The sequence below is a fragment of the Paenibacillus sp. Marseille-Q4541 genome (genome assembly GCF_018310695.1).
Classification (GTDB): Bacteria; Bacillota; Bacilli; order Paenibacillales; family Paenibacillaceae; genus Paenibacillus.
This window is the reverse complement of sequence record NZ_JAGXCY010000007.1, coordinates 125,146-151,141: the sequence shown is the minus strand read 5'-3', so window position 1 is coordinate 151,141 and position 25,996 is coordinate 125,146. Positions and strand designations below refer to the sequence as shown.

Below are 25,996 nucleotides of genomic sequence, written 5' to 3'. Positions count from 1 at the left end.
CGATACGCACCTCCGCTAGGATACATACTTGTAGGTCAATATATCGCACGAGAGGCTTGTACTATGCATACAATCGTTGATTTACATAGAAACCCGAACTCAATTAAACGAGTTCGGGTTTCGAAACATCATGATTTTTATTTAAATGGTTCAATACAAACGGGTGCTGTCAGTTCTAGTTCAAATCCAGTTTGCGTAAGTCTGCCTGTTTCACTGTCGATACGGAAAGAAACCAGATTATTCGTTCCCTGATTGGCAGCGAGCAACAGCCCACCTTCGAGCAGATTGAAGTTACGCGGAGTTTTACCGCCAGTGGATACTCGCTCTTCCGCAGTAAGTGCCCCAGTCTCTTCATTAATATGGAAAAGTGCAATCGTATCATCCCCGCGGTTGGATACATAGAGGAAACGTCCACAAGGAGAGACTCGAATATCGGCACCTGTATTTTCATCCTGTGCTGCTTTTTCCCTTGTAGAAATATGATGCGTAATTTGAAACTCTCCGCGATTCTTATTATAAGTTAGTGCTGTAACTGTGCTATTGAGCTCTCCTACGATATAAGCAAATTTCTCTGAAGGATGAATCACAAGGTGTCTAGGTCCTGATCCTGCTGGCAATTTCAATTCATAGTGTGTAGAGAGCTTGCCATCTTCGTTGCGGTAAACAATCAGTTGATCCAATCCAAGGTCACATACGAAAACGAAATGACCATCTGAACTTGGCAAAATGGAGTGAGCATGCGGACCTTCTTGACGGTCTTTACGGAATCCTTCTCCCACGTGCTGGATCTTTGCACTCATTTCAACCGGTAGACCCGATTCATCTAGCTTGTACACACTGACGCTTCCGCTTGAATAATTGGCAACTAAGACGTAGCGGCCTTCTGTATCGACGGATACATAACAAGGGTCTGCGCCTTCCGTTGATTTCCGGTCCAGAAGATGAAGTTCTTTCGTAGAAGCATCAATCTGATAAGTAAATAGCTCCCCTTCCCCTTTTTCACTTACAGCGTACAATTTTTCTCCATTTGGATGCAGTGCTACAAAGGAAGGCTGCCCAATACCATTCATCTGATTCACAATTCGCATTTCCCCTGATTCTTTACTTGCTGCTATAAGAAAAATACCGGGCTCTTCCGCAGTAGAATAAGTTCCTGTATAAAATAGTACTTCATCTGCTTTCTGCAATTGCTCGTTCATCGTCGATCGCTCCTTTTTTTATACAGCTTGTCTAGTTACTATTCTATTAACCAAATGCAGGCGCATTTGCCCCAATCCATATAGATTCTCAAAAAGCTTATATCGTTAAGGCTTGCTCTGAAATGCATTTCATAACGTAACATATATGTGTACATGCTAGTAAACAAAATAAGATTGAAAACATATAAGGAGGAATCATTCTATGATTCATGAGAATCTGGCTGCTTTTCCAAACGAATTTCTGTGGGGCTCCGCATCCGCTGCTTATCAGATTGAAGGTGCATGGAATGAAGACGGCAAAGGCCCATCCGTGTGGGACCTATACACCGAGATTCCGGGCAAAACCTATAAAGGCACCAGCGGAAAAATAGCGGTTGACCATTATCATCGCTATAAAGAGGACGTCGCACTGATGGCAGAAATGGGCCTTAAAGCGTATCGTTTCTCTGTGAGCTGGCCTCGCATCTATCCGAGTGGAACAGGTGAAGTCAATGAAGCAGGTCTTCAGTTTTACGATAATCTGATTAACGAACTGATCGCTAACAACATCGAACCTGTCCTTACCCTATATCACTGGGATGTACCGCAAGCCCTGCAAGAAAAATACGGTGCATGGGAGTCCAGACAAATCATTGAAGACTTTAATGAATACTGCATCACACTATACAAAAGATTTGGAGACCGGGTAAAACACTGGGTTTCCTTGAATGAACAGAACCACAACACCAACCTTGCTTTTATGCAAGCATTACACCCGCCTGGGGTAAGAGATCGCAAACGTTTCTATGAAGCCAATCATATTATGTTTCTTGCGAATGCCCGGGTCATTGACTCTTTCCGAAAATATGTACCTGGCGGCAAAATCGGACCAAGTTTCGCCTATACACCTTCGTACCCAGCAACCAGCTCACCAAAAGATATGCTCGCGTTTGAAAATGCAGAGGAATTTACGAGCTACTGGTGGCTAGACGTTTATTGTAAAGGAACGTACCCGAGCATCCCTTACCGTCATTTGAAAAGTCAGGGGCTCGCTCCTACATTCGAAGACGGGGATGAAGAGTTGCTGCTGAAAGGCATACCTGATTTTGTCGGAGTAAACTACTACCAGACCATTACGTATGAACATAACCCGCTGGACGGCGTATCTTACGGAAAAATGAATAACACCGGTAAAAAAGGAAGCAATGAATCCACTGGGATTCCAGGCTTGTACAAAACAGCGGATAATCCCCATGTAGAAAAATCCAATTGGGACTGGGCTATCGACCCCATCGGTCTTCGCATCGGTATGCGCCGGATTACTAGCCGCTACAACCTTCCCATTTTCATCACCGAAAATGGCCTCGGTGAGTTTGATAAATTGGAAGAGGACGGCCGCATTCATGATGAATACCGGATTGCTTACTTGGAATCTCATCTTCGTCAGTGTAAAGAAGCGATGGCAGATGGTGTTGAACTCATAGGGTACTGCAGCTGGTCCTTCACTGATCTGCTTAGCTGGTTAAATGGATATCAGAAACGGTATGGCTTTGTGTATGTAAATCAAGATGAAGAGGAAGACAAAGACCTCCGCCGGATCAAGAAGGATAGCTTCTACTGGTATCAGGACGTCATTCAAACGAATGGAGAGAAAATTTAATTTTGGCTCGTCCTTTTTAGCCGGCACAATATACCTTTCTATGATTGCTTTGCCTTACCCAATGTAAAGTCCCTGCTACAGGGGCTTTTTTGGGTTTATTCCTTTTCATGATTATAATGATTATAGAAGATTTCTCGTTCATGTAAAATACTGGATTGTAATCAAGGCGAGGTGATTCCCTATGGCAAATATTAAAGACATTGCTTCATTGGCGGGTGTATCTGTAACTACCGTCTCCCGGGTGCTCAGCGGTCACCCTTATGTAAGTGATGAGAAGCGCAGGAAAGTCCAGCAAGTAATCGATCAGCAAGGCTATACGCCGAATGCAAACGCAGTGCATTTAATCAAAGGTCAGACAAAAACCGTCGGAGTGATCGTACCAAGCAGCCATTCCTATTTTCATGCTATTCTGTCGGGGATTATGGACGAGGCATCCGAAGCTGGGTATGGTACGCTGTTATATCAAAGCAGATATGACCGAAAGGAAGAAGAACAAGCCCTTCATCTACTTCGTACTAAACAAATCGATGGGCTTATTTTCTGTTCCAGGTCCCTCCCCGTAGACGAGATTGTCAGCTACGGAATGTACGGTCCCATCGTTACCTGTGAGCATGCAGAAGATGAGCGGATTTCTTCCGTGTACACGGATCATCATGCCGCCTTCATCACAGGAATGAAACATCTGACTGCACATGGACATACAGATATCGGGTACTGTGTCGGCCGGGCTGAAAGCAGAAGCAGCCGGCAGCGTTATAAAGCTTATACTTCTGTGCTTGATGAACTGGGCGTACCTCTCATACCGGAATGGATTTTTGAAAACAGTACCGAGACGAAAGATGGGATTCGTATCGTAGATAAAATAATGACCATGAAAAAAAGACCCACAGCACTCCTCATTACAGGTGATGAGGTTGCAGCAGGTGTCATTCTTCAGGCACAATCGGCCGGCCTTCGGATTCCCGAGGATCTTGCTATTGTTGGTTTCGATAATCTGCCCATCTCTGAAGCGCTGAAGTTGACTACAATAGATCAGCACTTGAAACGCATCGGTCAGGAATCATTTCGTGCTTTCTATGAGATGAGAGACAAAGGGATGAAAGAGAAACCAAAGGGAATCAAAAAATCCGTGCCCTTTGAACTTGTAGAAAGAGCAAGCGTATGACCTATTTGCCCATATTACTTATGGCGCTCATTCATTCTGGCATCTAAATGGCCAGGGAAAATATCCGGCTATTCTTCTCTTTGATTTTCGTTATGCCGTAGCCGGTCTCTTGCAGCCTGATGCCGGTGATCAGCAGGAACCAAGTTACCTGCCTTCCCAAGACCAAAAGGCGGCATATTGACGTATACATTTTCATATTGCCCAGGCTCAATGATGTAGCTCTCATGATAGATACCTACGGCATCCGTTTTACGAGAGAGCTGGTTAAAATCCCGCCAGGCTTTCAGATGGTTCCCACCTTCTCTGGCGTAACGCTCCATATCTTCGAATGAACGCCAGTACTGAATTACGTTAGCACCACGGGCGGTGATCATAAATTCAGCAGATAGGAATCCCCACTCCTTGTTCGTATAGAGTTCACGAATCATCCGGCCCATTGCGGTGAATACGGGTAACCAAGAAGAAACGGCCCAAAGTTTGTTCACCCGCATGCCAATGATAAGAACAGCATATCCTTGGTCCATTTGGGCTGTGTAGCGGCCTTGCTGTACTTTGGCCATAGATTCATTCACTCCTTTGTATGGTCTATTAGAGGTATAATAATTGGATCTTCATAAGAGCTGCCTGAATCATGTAGAGTCACATGAAAGGTCAATGGCTGCACATAGTCAAAATCGTTAAGTTTAAAAGAAATGGCGCCTTTTTGGTTAAATTCACTGCTTCGAGTAAAATATGAATTCCCCGCTGCATCATCATATTGATTAGCAACACTGTATTCAATCCCTTCCCATTTCGGAAAATTGACCGTAAAATATCCGTCTTCAATCGTACTGTGATCTATAGATAATTTAGAAGAATCGTCTGCAACAGGAGATGAGACAATCGTCTCTTTCTCTGTATCCATCACTAAAACAGGATCAGGTTTCACTAATGTGTTTGCGACGGAAAGCTGCAGATCATCAAATTCATCATAATAAATGGATGGAAACAGCAAATAGTTTACTCCCACTTCCACTGTACCGTATCCCATGACCTCATCTATTTCTAAGACTACCCCTTTCAGACTGTCCGTACTATACCTATTTTCAGGGTCCTGCTTTAATTCCACCTTGGTGTAGTCGGGTGTCATTAGCAGTTCGGTTAACTGAAACGATTGACCTTCTACTGTGAAGCTTTCATTTAAAGTCATCTGTTTCACTGGCTCTTCAGGCAATTTAGGATAAGGAGTCGTTAGACTATATGTTCGGTTATTTTGATCCTCATTTGTTTCAATCACGAACTTCATCATGGCCCCTTCGGTAGACTTCAACAGAGACAAGTCCATTTTAATGAAACTTAACATTCCCTTGGAGGATGATTCATCTTCATTGGTACGGGCAGCCGTATTTTGCAGATTACCGATATAATCTGTTTCACTTGCATCCATCACTTCACCTCTTGTAATGAATGGAGTATGATCTAGCTCCCCCTTCTCAAGGGTATACCAGAACACCTTCTCTCTGCCGAGATCCATTGCTGCATCTAGAATCAAACGCACGCCATTCTCCGTCTCCATGACATGGCCTAACTGGGTATATTCACCGCTATCTATTTTTTCTCGGACGAGATTATTCTGTTCACCTGTCTCCATCATATGGCGGAGATCTGGAACGACGAGTGTTCCATCTTCGTTAAGAGCGTCATGATACTCTTTCGGAGCCCATGGATTGAACAAAATAAATATAACGGCAAGAACAGCCATCACTCCGCTAACTGACCAGCTAGCTATGATTCTATTGTGCCGCTTTGCATATTTGTCCTCTATAGCATCCTGCAACCCTTGCTGAATAGCAGCTTTCCACCGTTCTGCAGCTACATCTGCGAACAATATTTCTTTCTCCCTCGCAAAATGCTGACGCAGCAGATTCGGATGAATTTCCTCCTCGTCCTCCCCAAGTTCACTTGCTAAGGTGTTCATCGCTTGCTCTAGCCGCTCTGCCACAACGGCTTCTGATTTACCTATGTATGACGTGATGTCAGGTGTATTTATATCTGCCAAATGTGTCAGCAGAAACACCTGTCTTGTTTCCGCAGGCATGTTATCAATGGCTTGCTCCACCTGCATAGAACGGTGACTTGTCATTTGTTTCACTTGAAATGTTCCGGCTCGCTCCTCTTCTTCAAGACTAGCTCCCGTAGCCGTGAAACTTTGCCCGCTCACATAACCTCTCTTCTTGGCTTGAGATAACAGTCTCTGCATCAAGAATAAAGATATATCTATCTCCTTCTTCTGTTTTCTGTATTTAGACCATACGGCAGAGATCGTACACCGAAGCAATCGCTCTGCCCTAGCTTGCTCTCTAGAGAGAGCATAACTTACTCGATACAGCTCGGGGGCTTTCCGTTGTACCAGTTCTTCATATGCCTCGAAATCTGCGTTGTTAGCCGCCATTTCTACCTCAGGGTCTTCATGTGAACGGTATGAATTCATCTGAATATTCCTCCTGCAGCGTATGTTTTTATCAGTACCGATACCTCCTTCTTTCTATGGTAATTATTGTATTATAAAATCTAATATAGGGAAATAAAACCTTTTTAACTAATTCTAGAGTTTCATACATATTGAAATCCATCCCATGGTGGTACCAACAAAAAAAGCCCCGCTTTTTCGCCGGGCTTTGCGTACCTTATTCACTCATTTGATAAATATCATATAAAGTGATTTGTTTAAACCTTTATTCTCTAAGTAATTTCATTAGGATCAAAGCGAATCTTTCCTTTGTCAGTCAACCTCTTTTGCACTTCTTCAAGTGTAATGCTATCCAGATACTGTTCCACTACCAGTTCTCCGCCGTCATAAATTGTACCCATAACTTCTTTAATATTAGAAGAAACCACACAATTCGAATTCTCATCCCCTGACCGCCAGTGAGGTCCGAAAGAACCGAATGCAAACAATCGGTACAAATCACCTAATCTGACTTCGCAGGGACTGCTGCTAAGCATGTAACCGCCATGAGCTCCTTCTTTGGTCGTCACATACTTATGCTTGCGGAGCACACTCAGTACTTTACGCACTCTTGCTGGATGTGTCGTTACACTTTCAGCAATATCTTCACTATTCGCAATGCGTCCTTCACGGACTCCCAGAAACAACAGGCAATGCACCGCAATGGTAAACTCACTGTTCATTACCCTGCCCTCCCATAATTTTAGCGTACATGTCCGCTTTACTTCATTATGTTACGCTAATCGACCAAAATCAAACTTGGCTATGACTGCTTCGTCATATTTTTCGCAACTGTTATTCTAATGATAACAGTTTTGTTTGTCAAGACAGATTAAATGCATCGAATCTGCCCTCATCCAGCTCACGAATTTTGTTCAATTTCCCACAAAATCCGCTCCATAACCGGGATATATACATCCCAGTAGAAAGCATCTTTATGTGTGCTCGGAACCATGATTCGCTTGATACGATCCCAACCCTTATACTGAACAGGATATGGCGTCACTCCACGATCTGCATAGTCTCCGGCAAAATAATAAGAATAATGTGTAGTGTGGTTAAAACGAGTAATCGCAGGAAAATGAACCGGGATTCCAGCTGCTTTTAATTTATCTTCTCCGGAATCGGTCAATTTCATTGTATACTCCGCGAGTACTTCTGCCCTCTGGCGTGGCTCCACAATATCAAACCATTCATAATAGGCGGTTCTTCCTTTCATCTGCCCCCACTCTATTCCTTTTTCAGTAAACTCAACTCCAAAAGAATACGGGCCCAGATCCTCCTTGTCCAATACAACAATGTCGCCTTTTTCATTAGCGAACAAAATTCCTTCTCCACTATACGTCCAATCTTTTCCTGACGAGAGAGAGTAATCCTGCATTATACTTACAGGAACTTCGGTGGCCAGCTCCGTATATAGTTTGCCCTTCCATCCAGTCCAATTTACCCCCAGCATACTATGGAGTTGTTCTTTAACTCCTTCGGATGTAGGCTCCCCGAGAATATTATATTCTCCAATAAAGGTAGTGCCTGTCGCTGTGGCATACTGAATTTTTTGGACATCCGCAAGCTTCATTCCGCCATACACTAGCCGTTGTTCGTAAGATCCATCTTCTTGTTTTTGTCCCTGCTCATACACTCCATATGTATCTGCCGCATAGATCAAATCTTTCCCACGTAGCATGGAAGGAAGGGAGTTAATATGATTGATCCCATTCGGGTTAAATCCGAAGTAACTTTCATCATTGACGTAATTATAGCCATCACGATCAACTATTTTTTGATGGTTTAATATCCAGCTAAGCCCTTTATGCCCTCGATATGTGGTGTCAGGGACGGTCTTATCGATAATCGCGATATCAATGGTCCGACTAGGTCCTGCTCTCCACTGAATCCAAGGAAAGGTCACAAGGATTAAAAGGAATACCAGTACGGCAAGGATTGCTTTTGGTATCCAATCTCCAGAACCCACGTATTCACCATCCCCTTTTACTATAATTCCTATATACTCTTCTGAAACATACTTGAAAAGCACAGTCCTAGTATAAGACGGGATGTGGGAAATGGAAAGCTCATATGTAGAATTGCTCACATGTTCATTTAATAAGCCATATAATTTAATATGTGTATAAAAGAAAATCGCGGCAGGAGCGTTTTCGATAAGATATGATATAATATAGAATAAGTTTGACTATCAAGCAAAAGAGGGGTCCTATACGTGACGCTTAACTCTTCGTTTTTACAAATCGCGGCAACGATTGGTATGATCTTCATTGCACTCAGTGCTATTTTTATTCGCATGAAGGCTGCAAACAGACCCATAACCAAACGGAAAATCATTATTCCACCACTCGGTATGAGTACAGGATTTATGATGTTTATCGTGCCACAAACACACATTCCGATCCTCTGGGCGATTGGAGCGTTTCTGATAGGTTGGTTTATTTTTTCTTACCCACTCATCCGAAGCACGAAATTCGAGAAAAGAAATGGCGAGGTCTTTGTTACCAGCTCCAAGAGCTTTATGTTCATCTTGCTAGGTTTGCTTGTGGTCCGCCTACTACTTCATGAATTTATACAAAATTATATAACCGTAGTTCAAACAGGGGCCCTCTTTTTCATTTTGGCTTTTGGTATGCTGCTCCACTGGCGTTTATACATGCTGCGCCACTACAATGAAACTTTTGGTGCCGAGGAGTCTACTACTCGTTCCTAATGTATAAAAAAGCTCTAGAACAGAACACGATCGTGTTCTTATTCTAGAGCTTTTTTATATGAGATTGTATAAATGCAACAATGGAATCCTGATCCATCGTTCCTGGCGTAAGCCGATCTGTTTCTTTGCCATTCTCTATATATAGAAGAGCAGGTACGGAGTTAATCTCGAGCTGGTTCATCAGCGCCATAACCTCCTGCTCATCTTGTTTACGTCCTTCATCTGTATTGTAATAATACACGAGCTGACCGGTATCTTCAGAGGCACGCTCCAGCTTCGGTAGAAATTCACGGCATACTGGACAAGTTGGCCGACCTACATATAAAAATCCAGATTGTCCCTCTAGAAACTCAGTAAGCTCTTCATTCGTAACTGCAGTAAGCACTTTAGAGTCTGCTCCATTCGTATTTCCATTCAGCAAAGCTAAAAGTACAAATAGGATCACGGCAATTCCGATCCCCCATACAAAGGGATGGCGAAGTTTGCTTTTGCCTTTATTATTTCTCATTTCCCCCGAGAGTCACCCTTTCTTGCTGCAAAAATGATTTACTGACCCTTGTATCGGCTTCATCATAGGCTATCCCGCTAATGATGTCTGTGCGTTATGTAACTTACGCTGTACCAAAATAAATAAAAACACAAAAAAGCAGAGCTCTCTTTATGTGGAGGATAAAAGGAGCCCTGCATCTTCTGTTGTCAAACTATTCAGATATCTCATCTGTATACCCGGGATGCACTCTTACCGAGTATATGGGAAAAGTACGTCTCTTCTCCTCACATCTCTTGCACCGTTTATGTTACTGTTCCGTCAAAATGACAGGACCATCTGCCGTAATGGCAATCGTATGTTCATACTGCGCAGACAATTCGCCATCCTGTGTACGGGCAGTCCACCCGTCACTGTCCAGCTTGCTGCGGTATGTTCCGATGTTCAGCATCGGTTCAATTGTAATCACCATGCCTTCTTTCAGGCGCGGTCCGCGTCCAGCAGGACCATAGTGAGGTACTTGCGGTTCTTCGTGCATATCCTGCCCGATACCGTGTCCGATAAATTCACGTACAACAGAGAGTCCCTCTGCTTCCGCATATACCTGGATGGCATTGGAGATATCACCGATACGGTTGCCGATAACGGCTTTTTCGATTCCTTTGTACAAGGAAGTTTTCGTTACGTCCAGCAGCTTCTGAGCTGGTTCGGATACGTTCCCTACAGCATAAGACCAAGCGGAATCCGCAAGCCAGCCGTCAAGGTTAACGACCATATCAATCGTAACGATATCCCCGTCTTTCAGCGCGTATTTCCCAGGGAAACCGTGACAAATCACGTCATTAACCGAGGCACAAGTTGCATATGGATATCCGTTGTAACCTTTTTGCTCTGGTGTAGCACCGTGCTTCTTCATGAAGCTTTCTGCGAACGCATCAATCTCTTGAGTTTGAATGCCCGGGCGAATGAGCCCTGCAATCTCTCTATGGCAAGCGGCAAGAATCTCGCCCGCTTTTTTCATGTATTCAATCTCATCTTTGCTTTTTAAAATAATCATTCGTGGCTCTCCTTGTCGCTTTTATCGAATCCCTCCTTTCTATTGTAACTCTAAATATCTAAAAATAAAAACCTTGAGTTACCGGAGGTCCTGTATCCTGAATGGTATCTTTCTGATGATAAGGTGAGCTATGCGACTGTTTCTGATGAATTCGCCATAACGTTTTTGCCTTCATCCTAGTCATGCCCCCTCTCATCATCACGCCTCCCTCCCACTCTTCGGGAATAACCCAAACAACATTCGTAGGGAATGACTCTTCGTCTTGGCCTTCTGCTTGCGTCCTTGGTAGCTGCGCAGATTCGTAATCAACTGACGATCGCGATCTTCTTCCAGCTTCTCTCGCATCCAGTTTTGCTGTTCTTCCACCTGAACTTGGAGGTCTTCGTTTTGTTTTCTTAACTTCGCATGTTCACGCTCTAACTCAACCATTCGTTCTTGCAGAAGCTGCCATTCCACATTCATTTGTTCCATCTGTTCAGAAGTCACTCCAGCATTTTGAAAAACATGTTCCTGTTCCACCAGAGAGCCAGTGTGTGCTAAGTGATCTGTCTTAAGACCAGCCGCCGGATTCGCGATTTCTTTTGTAGCGGCTGCATTTTCACTGCTGACCTCCATTACGATGACAGCTGCATCTTGCAGCGGTAAATTCTGCTCACGAAGGAGCGTCATCAGGTTCTTAACTCGTTCAATGTCACGGTTGCCAAACAATCTTGATTTATTCGCCGCACGTTCAAAATGATGCCCCTGCTCCTCAAGTGCAGCCGCATATTTACGAAGTGTACTCGCTCCGATGCCCAGTTCTTTCGCAGTCTCTGTAGTTGCTCCTGTTTCGTTACCATTCAAATGCATATTCATATTCACTACCTCCCGGTTTTTTACAATCGATTTGTTTGTAAAAACATAAGTCATGAACATTGCCTGCTCTGGTCTAACAAAATGGAATAAGGACGTCTTAAGAACTGTTGTTTGCGCGAGCAACAGTCTTATCAAATGTATTTGTCATGTTACAATTAACAAGCATGTATAGAGAAGTTTCACTCACAGGTGAGTCTCTATAAATTTTGTTATACTCTAAATTCGTTCTTTCCCCCTTATTTCCTTTGGCGTAATTCTTCTAAGAATGTGGTATCGTAAGAAGTTTTGTCGGGCCTATAATCTGACTTTTATTCCCTGCCTTTCGACATTTCCCTTTTGTTTATTCTTTGAAACCCACCCTTTCATGTTACCTATTTGTAATGAATTCTCCATTTCAAATCCATTCCTTGTTTAAATATTGCTGAAACAATAAAAATTATGTTATCTTATGTAACGTTGAATAGGCGTACGCATAGAATATAATGATAGATAAGAAGAGCGATGCTGATTTTTATATCAATAGTGACGATTTATAACGGGAGGGCGGACTACGGTGAGAAGCAGAACAGGAAAAGTGGCGATTGTTGGAGCGGGTCTTGTCGGATCGAGTGCAGCGTACTCGATGATCAACCAAGCCATTGCAGGAGAGATTATGCTCATCGGGCGTACCTATGAGAAAGCACTCGGCCAAGCGCTTGATTTGTCCCACAGTATGGATTTTACTTATCAGCGGACCAAGGTACATGCGGGAACTTATGCTGATTGCAAGCATATGGATGTCATTATTATTACGGCTGGTGCCAATCCAAAGCCTGGTCAGACTCGGCTCGATATTCTAGAAGAGGCTGAGATGATTACTAAAGATATTGTAGCGCCAATCATGGAAAGTGGATTTCAAGGCGTTTTTGTCGTAGCGGCCAACCCCGTTGATATTATTACTTATCTTGTCTGGAAGCTATCCGGCCTGCCGAGAAGTCAGGTTATCGGAACAGGAACATCCATTGATTCCTCCAGACTCAAAACCATACTCTCGGAGGTATTCTCTATTGATCCGCGCAGTGTGCATGGGTACGCGCTTGGTGAACACGGTGAATCCCAATTCGTTGCTTGGTCCCATGTAACCATTGGAGGCAAACCGATCCTTCATATTCTTGATCAACACAAGGAACGATTCAAACATCTCGATCTTGCAGACATCTCCCGCAAAACTAGAGATGCAGGCTGGGAGATCTTCACACGAAAAGGATCTACTCAGTTTGGCATCGGGAGTGCAATTGCGTTTATAACACGTTCCATCCTGACGGATGATCATAAAATTATCGCCGTCTCTTCCATTCTCGACGGTGAATATGGGCAGAAGGATATGTGTATCGGAGTTCCTGCCATTATTGGAGGCAGCGGTATCGAAGAAATTATCGAACTCCAACTGGCAGACGAGGAAATGAAACTGTTTGAACACTCCTGTCAGGTCCTTCGCGGTAATATCAATAATTTATCCATATAAATAAGCTCTATATAAAAAAAGGTGCCCCCTACTAGTTACGGTAGGAGAGCACCTTTTGTTATATAGATTAAACTTCCTTCTGTTTGAAATAAAACATTCCTGCGAATACAAACAGTACTGCAGTTCCGAAGATCACAGGGACCAGAGTGGAATACGGCACGAGAAATGCACCAAAATTCGCCTCTTCTGTAGGCATCATTACTAGAAAAGGTTGAGCCCACGGATAGTAAGGGGCATATTTCTCCGAATTCACGATCAACAAATTTGGGACCGTCAGCATAAAATTAATCCCCAGCGGAGCACCAAAACTGTTCCACATCATGGATACGAATAACTGCAAGGCAGCAAGAGGCAGAGATGCAATCCAGCCAGCTGAAATACTTTTAAGTAACACGGCCCAAGGAATGTCATTCATCATCTCGTGAAAACCTCCTGCGATGAGAATGCTGCCAAATAACAAGAGTTGCATCATAAGAAGCAGTACCATAATGACCGTAAGTTTCGCTGCATAAAAGCTAGCCCGACTCACGGGCAGGACAAGCACTTGTTTCCAGCCTCCGGCTGCATGCTCAAACCGGCAAATATAGGAAGCAAAAACCCCTGTAAATATAGGTAAAAGTAGCATCCCATGTAGCGTAACCTGGGAATTGATCAGACTTGTCCAACTACCGGATGGTTCAGCCATAAAACCTACAAGTAAAGCAATCAAGGGACTGACAAGTACAAGCAACCAGATTGGCGATTTGATCAACTTTAACCGCTCTGCAGATAACATTCTAAGATAAGCTGTCATCTCTCTAGGACACCTCCTTACGCTGGAAATACAGCATGCCCAGCAGTAAGAAAAGGAGACCGAGCACGAGGCCCTTGATTGCAAACGAAATCCCGTTTGTCGTCAGTATAGAGAACATTGGCCAGCTTATAGGCACTGAATCCGGAAACTGAGCCCCGAACAACCCTACGATGGAAAGAGTAACACCCAGCGTAACAGACAAGGCTTGATTTTCATGTGTCATGGTTAGTGTCGCAAGCAGAACAATGATTGGAAGAGAAGCAGCAAGGGGAAGAAAACAAAACCTTAATAGATCAACCCACGGAATACTCCCTTCAAACCCAAGTAATGTTCCAAGCACCACAATTCCCCCACACAAAAGCGCACAGGAAGTGAGTAGTAATCCGGTGATTAATACCCACTTGGACAAAAATACCGACTTACGTGATACCGGAAGGGCGAGCAGCTGTTTCCAAGAACCATTCTGGTGTTCAATACTTGCCATCATGGAGCTAAGAATGGTTGCTCCGAGCATTATCGCGAGTGGAATAAACATAGAAAATGCACTAATTAGACCATCCCACATTCCGTCCTTGCCATACTGATCTTGCAAGTAATCCAAACGTAATCCAAAGTTCAGTGCATTCATGAGTACAAGCCCAGTAGGAGCAAAGAAAACGAGAAACCATAATCCTTTTTTACGTATTTTGAGTAAATCGGAGGCGAGTAGCGACATCATGATTCGCCTCCTCCGGTTCCAACCACTTGAAGGAAGAAATCCTCCAAGGATTGTCTATGCTCTTCCACCCGGTATACAGAATGATCATGCTCTACCAATCGGCGTACTAAGGTCGATATAGCAATATCATCCATATGATTAAAAATAATTTTCGAACCTTCAACTTGCCCCCACTGCCCTTGTTCACGGGCAAGCTGCAAAGCATCCTCAGCATCAGATACCGTAAGACGGATCGTGCTCCCTGCTTCCTGATGCAAGCGTTCAATCGTATTTTGGAATACAAGCTTGCCCTCGCGGATGATGCCTACGGTACTCGCCATCTGTTCGACTTCACTAAGTAAGTGACTCGACACCAGAACTGTAATTCCATACTCTGTTGGCATTCGTTTGATCAGTTCCCTGATCTCTTGAATTCCCGCAGGATCAAGACCATTGGTCGGTTCATCAAGAATTAACAGTTCAGGATTTCCCAGCAGGGCATTCGCTATACCGAGCCTTTGCTTCATCCCAAGAGAGTAACCCTTTACCGGTCGGTTGGCATCTTTCTTTAAATCGACAATATCCAATACTTCACTTATTCGGGATTTGGGCACATCAAGCAGTAGACGGCTCGTCTCTAAGTTCTGAACCGCGGTTAAATGCCCATAGTAGGAAGGATACTCCACCAAGGACCCTACTTTACGAAGAATATCCATACGCTGCTGGCGAATATCTTTCCCAAAGATACGAATATACCCTTTCGTTGGCTTGATGAGCCCTAGAAGCATTCGGATCATTGTTGTTTTCCCCGCACCATTCGGTCCTAGAAATCCGTATATTTCCCCTCTTTTGATCTGCAAACTAAGTTCTTTCACTGCAGCACGGCCACGGTACGTTTTCCATACATCTGCCGTTTCAATCATCCATTCGTTCACGACTTATCACCTCAGCAACTATCATAACGTGCCAAGGTTAAAGCGAGGTGTGGAGGAAGTTTAAGATTAGTTTAAAAATCAGGCAGTCCCTTTAACAGTCAGTATCACTCTTGTCCCTCGCCCTGTATTCTCCACTAACCGAATAAGCCCCATTCCTTCCAGCAACAGATCAACAATAGAAAGACCAAGTCCTGCTCCAGCGAAATCCGAGTTCGTGTCCATGCCCGGGCCATGATCTTCAATGATTATATAGATTTGCTGATTTCGGGATTCAGCTGTCACTCGCACATATTTTCCAGCCTTCGCATGCCTTACAATATTCTGAAATAAGTTATCTAATACCCGGCGGAAACCTTGTTTGTCCACATTCCAAATGACCGCCTCGCCTTCCTCATCTATATCCATATCGATTTCAAAATTTTCTTTTTCCCATACAGGGTACCAAGCCGCAACACTCTCCCTCACCATACGGAGAACATCACAAGGTTCAAGCTTCATTGTGTACTTTCCACTGGCAAGCAAATTATAAGATAAAAGATTATCGATCAATCCGCCGAGATCATTCATCTTCCCTTCAATCAGACTTAGTGATTCTTTTCCATTTTCCGTTAGTGGCTCTTTATCTAGTGCATGCACATGTCCCCGAACTACGGTTAGCGGAGTTCTCAAATCATGGGATAAATCAGCGATCAGATTTTTGCGCAGTTGCTCTTCTTTCTTCTGCTGCTCCTGACTCTCCCTTAGCTGTGAAACCATGCCGTTAAAAGATTCTTCGAGCCGCCCAATCTCATCCTTCTTCTTCACGTGCACCGGCAGTGGGATTCCATCTGCACCCGGAGTGGAGATAGCTCCTTTAAGCCGGATAAGACGTTTAATGATACGCCGAAAAAAGGACCAGGAGACGAGTATAAAAATAATCGGAACCACTGTCATAAATAATCCATAATACAAAGGACCAAAGTAAGCCGATGGTGGAGCAGTAACCAATGTGCGAGGCATCTCAATCGAAATGAAACCTTGTCCCCGGTCGATCTGACCTCCTCCTATAAAAGCAACAACAATAAAATTTTCACCGTTACCATTCGCTTCTTTCATATATTCAACGGCATACGAAGAGCTCCAGTTTTGACCCACATTCTCTTGCTTTGTATCGAATTGTATAAACCCATGATCATTCACCCAAAATAGATGTGCTTCTTTGTATTCCTCTGCAAGCTTAGTAAGCAGCGACTCTATCTGTTCCTCTGGCAGATCATTCATAAGCTTCGCTTCTTCATGCCACCTTAATTCGATATCATGAGAGTTTCCGTAAGGTAAAGGAGCCTCCTCCTTCCCGTTAATCCATGAGGAAGACATCACAAATAAAAGAGATGCCGAAGGAAACACAATGGGAAGAAACAACATCGCCAGGATCACAATGAGCAAATAACGGGACATCAGTGAATTTCTAAACGGGTCGCTCTTTTTTTTTCGAAATAATCTGTACTTATTCATGCTCATTCCTTCACCCGGTATCCTACACCCCGAACCGTTTCAATAATACGAGGCGTACTCGGATCTATCTCCAGCTTCTCCCTTAAATGACGAATATGAACCATTAGTGTCTTATCCCCTTCCATATAAGGTTCGCCCCATACCGATTCATAGATTTGTTCCTTCGTTCGAATTTGCCCAAGGTGTCTTATAAAATAAGAAAAGATATGAAACTGCTTACCCGAGAGCAAAATTTCTTGTTGATTCCTTGTGTCCTGCACAAGTCCCTCTTTATCCTTAACAAGCAGATGGCCAATTCTAATTTCAGCTGAGCCTGCTGGTGCTTGTCCATGTCTTCGAAGCAGAACTTCAATACGGGCAGCAAGCTCGTCTGGATGAAAAGGCTTAGTTACGTAATCATCTGCAAAATCCAATCCTTGCAGCTTGTCATCAATAGAAGTACGCGCAGATAACATGAGGATAGGCAGACCAGGATGGTCCTTCTTCAAACGTTGACCGATCGTAAATCCATCCAGACCGGGCAGCATCACATCCAAAATAGCGAGCTGAGTTTCTTTTGCCATAACGGAAGCCTGCTCCCCGCTTTTAAGCCATAATACATCGTAACCGCGGCCTTCAAGATCTGACCTGACCATCTCTCCAATTTCCAGATCATCCTCAATATATAAAAGCATTGTCATATGAACATTGCCATCCTTTCATCTATAGGGTGGAACTACACCAATTAACAAATATTTTTTCTACTTCTTCCTTTGTCTCATGATTGCAGATCTTAATCAAGACGTGGTATATTGGGAAAGCAGAATTAGGAAATACATAATAGCAAGCAATGCACAATTTAAAGGCAATGATATCTGGTCATTTCAGGTACAACCTCGGGAGAATACGCTCTCTTCTTGGTTGTACCTTTTTTTGTATGACGAAATAGGATAACGCTCTCTATGCAAACGATTTACTTATTCTGCATGCCCGATATTATAAGGAGGTATTCTTATGTTATTAGAAGCAATATATCATCATCCTAAGCAGAACTGGTCCTACGCATATGACAAGGACACGGTACATATTCGAATTCGCACCAAACGAGACGATGTCCAGAAGATATCGATCGTTGCCGGTGATAAATATGACTGGGATAGAACAAAAACCTATCTCCCGCTCAAAAAATGGACTTCTGACTCTATGTTCGATTATTTTACCGGAGAAGTAAAGCCGCCGTATCACAGATTACGTTATGCCTTCCTGCTTGAAAGCGGGGATGAATCCGTGTGGATGGAGGAAAACGATTTTCTAGAAGAAGAACCGGAAAATCCAGATCGGATGTTCGAATTCCCCTACATTAATGCGGTTGACGTCTTCACACCCCCGGACTGGGTAAAAGATGCGGTATTCTACCAGATCTTCCCCGAGCGCTTTGCAAATGGAGATCCAAGCAATGATCCAGAAGATGTACTTCCATGGGGTGGTAAGCCGGAACGAGATAATTTTTTTGGCGGTGATCTTCAAGGTGTCATTGATCATCTCGATTATTTGACTGAACTTGGTGTCACGGCCGTCTATTTCACACCGGTTTTTGAAGCTACAACCAATCATAAATATGACACAGAGGATTATTTGCAGATCGACCGTCATTTTGGCGATGCAGACACCCTCAAGAAGCTAGTGGACCTTTGCCATGATCGCGGGATCAAAGTCCTTCTAGATGCTGTATTCAACCACTCTGGGCGTACATTCAAGCCTTTTATCGATTTACAGGAGAATGGTGAAAACTCCAAATATAAAGACTGGTTCCATATTCGGAAATTCCCGATTGAAGTAGAAGACGGCATTCCGACGTACGAGACTTTTTCCTTTGAACCGCTGATGCCAAAACTGAATACCGAAAACCCGGAAGTAAAAGAATATCTTCTGAAAGTAGCCGAGTATTGGATCAAAGAAGTAGGTACAGACGGCTGGCGTCTTGATGTAGCCAATGAAGTCGACCATGAATTCTGGCGCGAGTTCCGACGTACGGTCAAAAAAGCGAACCCCGAAGCTTATATTCTCGGGGAAGTGTGGAACGAATCCTCTCCTTGGCTTCAAGGTGACCAGTTTGATGCTTCTATGAACTATCCTTTTACTAATGCCGTCAATGACTTCTTTGTAAAAGATAAAATGGATGCTTACCAATTTGCTAACTCGATTGGTCGACAGTTATCAAGATACCCGCTTCAGGCGACTGAAGTGGCCTTCAACCTGCTGGATAGTCATGATACACCGCGTCTACTCACCCTTTGTAAAGGCGACAAACGTAAAATGAAGCTTGCCGCACTCTTCCAGTTTACGTATATCGGTGCTCCGTGCATTTATTATGGAGATGAGATTGGAATGGACGGAGACGGTGATCCAGACTGCCGTAAATGTATGGAATGGGATGTAGAGAAACAAGACCGGGAATTATTCGCCTTTTATCAGAACCTGATTCGTCTTCGTCTCTCCCATCCTTCCCTCCGAACGGGTGATATTCAATTCCTAGAAGCAGATATGGAAGGCACCCAACTTGCTTTTGAACGGAAGAATGACAATGAAAGCATTATCGTGCTGATGAGTAAGTCTGAGAAACAGGCTCATTTCGCTGTACCTGTTAAAGCAGATACCTACGTGGACCTTCTCTCCGGTATGGAATGGCCGGTCAAAGACGGCAAGCTGTGCATTGACGTTCCTGCCTACGGATATGCAGTCCTTCAAGCGGTAACAGCGTAATACATCATCCTGAATAAGTAGATAAATGAACCCAGACCTTCGCTTAATAGCGATCGCCTGGGTTCTTTTTTATTTCTGCTGTTTGACTTATATATCACTATAACGTAATATTACGATATAGTGATATGATGCATATAGAGGTGAAAGTTATGGATAACGATATTAAACAATATACGGAAATGTCAGAATGCCTGAAAGCGTTGGCGCATCCAGTGAGACTCTGCATTGTGAGAGGTTTACTTGCAAAAGGCAACTGTAATGTATCCTACATGCAGGAATGCCTAGGTTTGCCACAATCCACTATCTCTCAGCATCTGCAGAAGCTGCGTAGCATGGGCATCGTCGAAACCGAGCGACATGGACTTGAGGTTCGTTATACCGTTAAAGACCCCAGAGTAAAAGGGATTATCGAAATATTTTTTCAGGAGGAATTATAAATGAGTAAAAAAGTCATCATTGTGGGAGGCGTGGCCGGCGGTGCATCCGCAGCTGCACGTCTTCGGAGACTCGATGAAGAAGCACATATCATGATGTTTGAACGGGATGAATATATTTCATTCGCCAATTGCGGCCTCCCCTACTATATCGGGGATACGATTACCGATCGTTCCAAGCTGATTGTACAAACACCAGAAGCGATGAAACAGCGATTCAACCTTGATATTCGCACCAAGAGTGAGGTTATTTCGGTCAATCCTGAGACAAAAACCGTTACGGTACGCAGTGCCGAACAAGGCACCTATGAAGAGAGTTATGATGCCCTTATTTTATCCCCTGGAGCTGCACCAATTCGCCCTGCTCTTCCTGGTATCGACCACCCACAAATTTATACGGTACGGAATATTCCAGACACAGACCGTATTAAGAAGCAGGTTATCTCTCCCGAGACGAAAACAGCTGTCGTCATTGGCGGTGGATATATCGGTGTAGAAATGGCCGAAAACTTAAGGGAAGCCGGACTCGAGGTCACTGTCGTACAAGCAGCGGATCAACTCCTCGGTACATTCGACCGCGAGATGTCGAACATCCTCGCTCAGGAGATGGAAGAGCAAGGTGTTGAGCTTGTATTTCAGGATACAGCCCAGTCCTTTCAGGATGCAGATGGTAAAGTGAGCCTTACGCTTCGTAGCGGCAGAGTGCTGACCAGCGATCTCGTCATCCTCGCCGTCGGCGTAAAGCCGGATACAGGTTTCCTTACAGACAGCGGCATTGCCCTCGGACCACGTGGCCATATTCAGGTAAATCAAGCTTTAGAGACGAACATTCCCCATATTTATGCTGTCGGTGATGCGGTGGAGATTCACGCAGGCGAAGCCGTGACTGCTATCCCTCTTGCTGGACCAGCCAACAAACAAGGCCGAATTGCAGCAGATCGGATTGCTGGGCTTAAGACAAAGTATAAGGGCGGACATGGAACGTCCATTATTAAAGTGTTCCATCTGACTGGCGCGCAAACCGGTCTTACCGAGAAAAAACTGAAAGAGCTCGGCAGAGATTATCATACTGTGTATGTGCACCCGAATGCGCATGCCGCATACTATCCTGGGGCTACTCCGCTAACGATCAAATTACTATTTGATCCAAACGGAGTGATTCTAGGGGCGCAAGCCGTTGGCAGAATTGGGGTAGACAAGCGCATTGATGATATCGCGACCGTACTCCATTTTGGCGGAACCGTTACGGACCTGACTGAGCTTGATCTGGCTTATGCACCACCCTTCTCCTCTGCCAAAGACCCGGTGAATATGCTTGGTTACGTAGCTGAGAATGTAGTGACAGGCCAAATGGACGTATTTACACCTGAAGAACTCCAGCATCGGGATCCAAATACAACGCTGCTTGTTGATGTAAGATCAGCTATTGAGCATCAGAATGGCCACATCCCTGGTTCTTTGCATATCCCGGTGGATGAATTAAGAGAACGTTTATCCGAGCTTGATCCGAAGAAAGAAATTTGGGTGTACTGTCAGGTAGGACTGCGCGGCTACACCTCTGCCCGTATCTTACAGCAGCATGGTTATCACGTTCGCAATTTGACAGGAGGGTATAAGACATACAAGATGAGCAAATTTGAACCGAACAAAAAGGCAGACGGGAACGAACTTAGTGCTATAAACCCCATGAACGCGACAGTTACCCAAAGTGTCCCTGCTTCAGATGAGAAATTGGTCATTACTGCAGATGTAAAACTTGACGCTTGTGGTCTATCTTGCCCCGGTCCTCTCATTGAAGCGAAACGAGCTATGGATGGCCTCGAAGCAGGCCAAGTACTGCAAATTACGGCAACTGACCCTGGCTTTTATGAAGATGTGAAATCATTTGCACGCATGTCCAACCACGACACTCTTAATGTTGAGCGTCTGCCGGATGGACAGATCAAGGCATTACTCAAGAAAAAGGGATCTGAACTGAGCAACGTAGATGCTTCCACTACTGCCGGATCTGCATCCCAAAATTCCGTAATTTCTGCTCCATCGCCAGAAGGAACAACCATGGTCGTATTCAGCGGTGACCTCGATAAGGCAATCGCTTCGTTCATCATTGCTAACGGAGCGGCTGCCAGCGGGAAGAAAGTCACCATGTTCTTTACCTTCTGGGGACTGAATGTGCTTCGTAAGTCTGAACCAGTAAGTGTAAGGAAAGATTTTATGGGCAAAATGTTTGGACTTATGATGCCACGAGGCAGCCGTAAACTTCCTCTCTCCCGTATGAATATGATGGGTGCTGGTTCTAAAATGATCCGCGGCGTGATGAAGAAGAACAATATCTCTTCAGTGGAAGATCTGATGGAGACAGCGAAAGAGCAAGGGATCGAGCTCGTAGCCTGCCAGATGTCTATGGATGTGATGGGTATTCAAAGGGAAGAACTCATTGATGGTGTCAAAATTGGCGGGGTTGGTTATTACCTTGGTCAAGCAGATCAATCCGGAATTAATCTATTTATCTAAAATAATAAAAACCCATTTGAGCGTTCTGCTTAGCAGATGACCTCAAGTGGGTTTTTTATTTGTTTTTCTTCTCCTACGCTCCATTCATCTTTGTCTTCATCAGGCAAAGTTTGTTTTTTGTTGCGGAGAATCATCAAGGAGCTTCTCTTCCTTACTAAGTGGCTGTGAGTTAAACCCAACCCTCTCCCTTACGATATACAGAGGTCTGCCCCTAGACTCATCATAGATCCTGCCAATATACTCCCCCATCACTCCGAGCAATAACAAAATAATTCCGTTCATCAGGAGGATGATCGACACGATGGAAGCCCATCCTGCAACCGTGTTATCGGTGAACAGCTTTAGGCAAATGGTAACGACTAAGCTCACAAAGCTAATTCCAGAGATCACAATGCCCGCGTAAGATGCCATTTTGAGCGGCTTATCAGAGAAGGAAGTGACACCATCTACCGACAGTCTTATCATCTTGCGCAGAGGATACTTGGTCTGCCCTGCCAAACGTTCCTTACGATCGTACTCCAGCTGGATTTGCCGGAATCCAACCCAGCTAACGAGCCCCCGGACAAAGCGGTTTTTCTCCTGCAACGTCTTCATGGCATCATTCACCTTATGGTCAATTAACCGAAAATCACCTGTATCCTCCGGAATATCAATCTTAGTCAGGCCTTTCAAAACACGATAGTAGCAAGAAGCGGTCATTCTCTTGAATAAAGTTTCTCCTGCTCGCGCTCTACGTTTGGCATACACGACATCATAACCCTGATTCCATAGCTCAATCATTTCGAGGATGAGTTCAGGAGGGTCCTGCAGATCCGCATCAATGACAATAATAGCTTGTCCCCTTGCCGCATCCATTCCCGCCGTTATCGCGATCTGATGCCCGAAATTACGTGAAAAATCAATCACCCGAACAGAGGCGTCGATGAGGGCAGCCTGTGTTAAAATATCCATCGTGCGATCTTGGCTGCCATCATTCACAAAAATCAGTTCATACGACTGCTCCGTTCGTTCCATGACCTCAGTCAGCCGCCTGTACGTAACCTGAATAACCTCTTCTTCGTTATACACCGGGACCACGATAGAATACATAATCTGCCCTTTCATTTCCGCTCACTCCCTTACGATTCTCTATAGTGTCACTATACCGAATCATTATGAACTGAGTATGAATGCTAAAGGCTAATAAACGTAGGGATTCTTCAAGAAATTGCCGCATTACAGTTTGAGATATACTCTAAAAATCGTTCCTTCTCCAAGCTCTGATTCCACCTGAATTCGCCCTTCATGAATGTCCATAATTTTCTTGGCTATAGACAAACCAAGGCCGCTACCTTCATAACGATTACGAGAAGCGTCCGCCTTGTAGAAACGTTCGAAAATCCGCTGTAAATCTTCTTTTGCCATCCCTTCACCTTGATCCTGGATGGCAACAACTGTATAGCCCCGTTCCCGGTTCATCGTAATTTCTATACTGCCCCCGTCAGGAGAAAACTTCAGTGCATTATGAATCAGATTCGTCCACACTTGACTCAGCTGATCCCGGTCGGCATAAATGACCTGTTCCTGCAAATGAAGATGAAACGTAATCGATTTCCCTGTCCATATAGGTTCCAGTGACAAGATCACATCTTTCAATTGACGATCTAGCCGGTATGTCTCTGGCTGAAAAGGATGTTTATCCGAATCCAGAGATGAGAGTTTGAGCAAATTACGAATGAGGCGCGACAAGCGTTCACTTTCCGTTTCAATGATGCTGGCATATCGGATACGCTCCTCATCACTAAGCTCACTGATGGTGAGCGCCTGCGAAAAGCCATGAATGGAAGTAAGCGGTGTTTGCATCTCATGCGACACATTCGATACAAAGTCTTTACGCATCTGTTCAAGCTGTCCAAGTTCTCCTGCCATATGCTGAATGCTTTCAGCTAGTTCACCAATTTCGTCCCTGCGTTTTGTATGAAGATTAACCTTAAAATCCCCTCGGGCGATCTGTCTAGTTGCACTGGTCATTTTCTTAAGCGGACTTACCACAAAGCGCGAAGCCATAAGAATAAGAAAACTGCCTACTAACAAGGACGTCATATTGAAAATGCCATTATTCCGCCTAAAATCTTCCCGCTGTGGTTTCAGATTAGGCTGCAGGAACATTGCATACACTCCATCTGCTGTACGTAAAGGCATGCCGATAGCTATGGGACGTGCAGGAGAACCATTAGGACCGGACTCTTCAATAACAACATCTGACCCGCTCAAGATGGTGTCCACTTGCTCCGCGTAGCTCTCTTTCTTAACCGGTGGTGTTCTCTCATTATTTCCGCTGTCCATCGAATGACCATCTGCATCCATCAGCGTAATATGAAGCGAGCGCATCATACTGGAGGACTGAGCAAGGAACTCGCTCAAATCTTCCGGCTGCCATGACTCATATAATTGCTGGATCTTCTTCCCGTCTACCATCAAGTCGCTTGACATCCCGCGGTTTACATCCTTCTCAAACCAGCGAAAAGCAAATAAAGAGGAGATCATTAGACTTATGATCGTTACTGCAATAAAAATAATAACAACCCGGACGTACAGACTGCGGATCATGCCAATTCCTCCAGACGATATCCAAGCCCTCGTATCGTGACAATTCGAAAACCAGTCTCCATTTCCGGGAACCGCTCGCGCAGCCGTTTGATATGTACGTCTACGGTTCGCTCGTCCCCTTCATAATCAAGTCCCCAGATGTCTTCAATGAGCTGCTCTCTCGTAAACGTAATTCCTGAATAACTGGCCAGCTTATAGAGCAACTCGAACTCCTTAAGCGGAAGTGTATGGGAAGCCCGTTCCGATATCACTTGAAAGGAAGGACGATCGAGTGTAATGCGCCCTACTCTCACGGTTTGATCCATGGAGACACGATACCTTTTGAGAAGGGCCTTTACCCTGACGACCAGTTCTTGAGGAGCAAAAGGCTTGACCATGTAGTCATCCGTACCAAGTTCAAAACCTTTCACCTTGTCTTCGGTCTCCCCTTTGGCAGTAAGCATGAGAATCGGAATATCACTCCAAGCTCGCAGATGACTGCACAGTTCCCAACCGTCCATAGCCGGCATCATAATATCCACGATTGCAAGATCAGGCTTTATCGTATCCAGTACAGTCAGCGCATCTTCTCCGTCCTTAGCCTGATAAATATCTAGTCCTTCTCGTTTCAGAAACAATTCAATTAATTCCCGGATATGAGAATCATCATCTACCACCAGAATTTTCGCCACGATTTCATCCCCTTCCT

The 25,996-nt window shown here is 44.4% G+C and carries 23 protein-coding genes; 7 read left to right on the top strand and 16 right to left on the bottom strand.

The window, feature by feature from the left end; translation table 11 throughout:
- Positions 1 to 137: 137 nt before the first annotated feature.
- Positions 138 to 1,199 (bottom strand): lactonase family protein, encoded by a 1,062-nt coding sequence (locus KFT32_RS10860; protein WP_249435807.1) that lies wholly within the window; start codon positions 1,197 to 1,199, stop codon positions 138 to 140.
- Between the two features lie 202 nt (positions 1,200 to 1,401).
- On the opposite strand from KFT32_RS10860, the gene KFT32_RS10855 reads away from it, so the two are divergent.
- Positions 1,402 to 2,838 carry a glycoside hydrolase family 1 protein gene (locus KFT32_RS10855; protein WP_211747209.1) on the top strand — a complete coding sequence of 479 codons (1,437 nt, stop codon included), beginning with the start codon at positions 1,402 to 1,404 and terminating at the stop codon, positions 2,836 to 2,838.
- Between the two features lie 181 nt (positions 2,839 to 3,019).
- Positions 3,020 to 4,003 carry a LacI family DNA-binding transcriptional regulator gene (locus KFT32_RS10850; RefSeq protein WP_211747208.1) on the top strand — a complete coding sequence of 328 codons (984 nt, stop codon included), beginning with the start codon at positions 3,020 to 3,022 and terminating at the stop codon, positions 4,001 to 4,003.
- Positions 4,004 to 4,071: 68 nt separating this feature from the next.
- Here KFT32_RS10850 and KFT32_RS10845 read toward each other — a convergent pair whose 3' ends face one another.
- The 4 genes from KFT32_RS10845 to KFT32_RS10830 form a co-directional block, all read right to left on the bottom strand.
- Complete coding sequence (locus tag KFT32_RS10845) at positions 4,072 to 4,563, bottom strand: DUF4188 domain-containing protein (RefSeq protein WP_211747207.1); 492 nt, start codon at positions 4,561 to 4,563, stop codon at positions 4,072 to 4,074.
- An 8-nt stretch (positions 4,564 to 4,571) separates the two neighbouring features.
- The gene (locus KFT32_RS10840; RefSeq protein WP_211747206.1) at positions 4,572 to 6,473 is read right to left on the bottom strand and encodes an RNA polymerase sigma factor; all 1,902 of its coding nucleotides are present in this window, start codon (positions 6,471 to 6,473) and stop codon (positions 4,572 to 4,574) included.
- A 251-nt stretch (positions 6,474 to 6,724) separates the two neighbouring features.
- The gene (locus KFT32_RS10835) at positions 6,725 to 7,174 is read right to left on the bottom strand and encodes an Rrf2 family transcriptional regulator (protein ID WP_211747205.1); all 450 of its coding nucleotides are present in this window, start codon (positions 7,172 to 7,174) and stop codon (positions 6,725 to 6,727) included.
- A gap of 179 nt (positions 7,175 to 7,353) precedes the next feature.
- The gene (locus KFT32_RS10830; RefSeq protein ID WP_211747204.1) at positions 7,354 to 8,463 is read right to left on the bottom strand and encodes a hypothetical protein; all 1,110 of its coding nucleotides are present in this window, start codon (positions 8,461 to 8,463) and stop codon (positions 7,354 to 7,356) included.
- A gap of 246 nt (positions 8,464 to 8,709) precedes the next feature.
- On the opposite strand from KFT32_RS10830, the gene KFT32_RS10825 reads away from it, so the two are divergent.
- Positions 8,710 to 9,207: a CcdC family protein gene (locus KFT32_RS10825; protein WP_349304894.1), complete on the top strand. Its 498-nt coding sequence runs from the start codon at positions 8,710 to 8,712 to the stop codon at positions 9,205 to 9,207.
- 43 nt (positions 9,208 to 9,250) lie between these two features.
- On the opposite strand, the gene KFT32_RS10820 is transcribed toward KFT32_RS10825, so the two are convergent.
- From KFT32_RS10820 to KFT32_RS10810, 3 genes are all read right to left on the bottom strand, one after another.
- The gene (locus KFT32_RS10820; protein WP_211747203.1) at positions 9,251 to 9,715 is read right to left on the bottom strand and encodes a thioredoxin family protein; all 465 of its coding nucleotides are present in this window, start codon (positions 9,713 to 9,715) and stop codon (positions 9,251 to 9,253) included.
- 289 nt (positions 9,716 to 10,004) lie between these two features.
- Positions 10,005 to 10,751: a type I methionyl aminopeptidase gene (map, locus tag KFT32_RS10815; RefSeq protein WP_211747202.1), complete on the bottom strand. Its 747-nt coding sequence runs from the start codon at positions 10,749 to 10,751 to the stop codon at positions 10,005 to 10,007.
- Between the two features lie 198 nt (positions 10,752 to 10,949).
- Positions 10,950 to 11,606 (bottom strand): MerR family transcriptional regulator, encoded by a 657-nt coding sequence (locus tag KFT32_RS10810; RefSeq protein WP_249435806.1) that lies wholly within the window; start codon positions 11,604 to 11,606, stop codon positions 10,950 to 10,952.
- A 553-nt stretch (positions 11,607 to 12,159) separates the two neighbouring features.
- Between KFT32_RS10810 and KFT32_RS10805 the strand changes: the two genes are divergently transcribed.
- Positions 12,160 to 13,110 carry an L-lactate dehydrogenase gene (locus KFT32_RS10805; protein ID WP_211747201.1) on the top strand — a complete coding sequence of 317 codons (951 nt, stop codon included), beginning with the start codon at positions 12,160 to 12,162 and terminating at the stop codon, positions 13,108 to 13,110.
- Between the two features lie 67 nt (positions 13,111 to 13,177).
- Here KFT32_RS10805 and KFT32_RS10800 read toward each other — a convergent pair whose 3' ends face one another.
- The 5 genes from KFT32_RS10800 to KFT32_RS10780 form a co-directional block, all read right to left on the bottom strand.
- Complete coding sequence (locus KFT32_RS10800) at positions 13,178 to 13,903, bottom strand: ABC transporter permease (protein WP_211747200.1); 726 nt, start codon at positions 13,901 to 13,903, stop codon at positions 13,178 to 13,180.
- 4 nt (positions 13,904 to 13,907) lie between these two features.
- On the bottom strand, positions 13,908 to 14,621 hold the full coding sequence (locus KFT32_RS10795) for an ABC transporter permease (protein WP_211747199.1): 714 nt from the start codon (positions 14,619 to 14,621) through the stop codon (positions 13,908 to 13,910).
- Entirely contained in the window at positions 14,618 to 15,535 is a 918-nt protein-coding gene (locus tag KFT32_RS10790) for an ABC transporter ATP-binding protein (RefSeq protein WP_211747198.1), read from the bottom strand. The genes KFT32_RS10795 and KFT32_RS10790 overlap by 4 nt, the downstream gene beginning before the upstream one ends.
- Before the next feature lie 78 nt (positions 15,536 to 15,613).
- Positions 15,614 to 17,029 carry a sensor histidine kinase gene (locus KFT32_RS10785; RefSeq protein ID WP_211747197.1) on the bottom strand — a complete coding sequence of 472 codons (1,416 nt, stop codon included), beginning with the start codon at positions 17,027 to 17,029 and terminating at the stop codon, positions 15,614 to 15,616.
- Positions 17,030 to 17,031: 2 nt separating this feature from the next.
- Complete coding sequence (locus KFT32_RS10780) at positions 17,032 to 17,709, bottom strand: response regulator transcription factor (RefSeq protein ID WP_211747196.1); 678 nt, start codon at positions 17,707 to 17,709, stop codon at positions 17,032 to 17,034.
- Positions 17,710 to 18,022: 313 nt separating this feature from the next.
- On the opposite strand from KFT32_RS10780, the gene KFT32_RS10775 reads away from it, so the two are divergent.
- The 3 genes from KFT32_RS10775 (at position 18,023) to KFT32_RS10765 (ending at position 22,719) form a co-directional block, all read left to right on the top strand.
- The gene (locus KFT32_RS10775; protein WP_211747195.1) at positions 18,023 to 19,771 is read left to right on the top strand and encodes an alpha-glycosidase; all 1,749 of its coding nucleotides are present in this window, start codon (positions 18,023 to 18,025) and stop codon (positions 19,769 to 19,771) included.
- Positions 19,772 to 19,920: 149 nt separating this feature from the next.
- The gene (locus tag KFT32_RS10770) at positions 19,921 to 20,208 is read left to right on the top strand and encodes an ArsR/SmtB family transcription factor (RefSeq protein ID WP_211747194.1); all 288 of its coding nucleotides are present in this window, start codon (positions 19,921 to 19,923) and stop codon (positions 20,206 to 20,208) included.
- Positions 20,209 to 22,719 (top strand): CoA-disulfide reductase, encoded by a 2,511-nt coding sequence (locus KFT32_RS10765; protein ID WP_211747193.1) that lies wholly within the window; start codon positions 20,209 to 20,211, stop codon positions 22,717 to 22,719.
- A 99-nt stretch (positions 22,720 to 22,818) separates the two neighbouring features.
- Here the strand turns inward: KFT32_RS10765 and KFT32_RS10760 are convergent, their stop codons facing one another.
- From KFT32_RS10760 to KFT32_RS10750, 3 genes are all read right to left on the bottom strand, one after another.
- A complete protein-coding gene (locus tag KFT32_RS10760; protein WP_211747192.1) occupies positions 22,819 to 23,823 on the bottom strand; it encodes a glycosyltransferase family 2 protein in 1,005 nt (334 codons plus the stop codon).
- Between the two features lie 111 nt (positions 23,824 to 23,934).
- On the bottom strand, positions 23,935 to 25,308 hold the full coding sequence (locus tag KFT32_RS10755; RefSeq protein WP_211747191.1) for a sensor histidine kinase: 1,374 nt from the start codon (positions 25,306 to 25,308) through the stop codon (positions 23,935 to 23,937).
- Positions 25,305 to 25,979 (bottom strand): response regulator transcription factor, encoded by a 675-nt coding sequence (locus KFT32_RS10750; protein ID WP_211747190.1) that lies wholly within the window; start codon positions 25,977 to 25,979, stop codon positions 25,305 to 25,307. Before KFT32_RS10750 ends, KFT32_RS10755 begins: the two co-directional genes overlap by 4 nt.
- Positions 25,980 to 25,996: the final 17 nt, after the last annotated feature.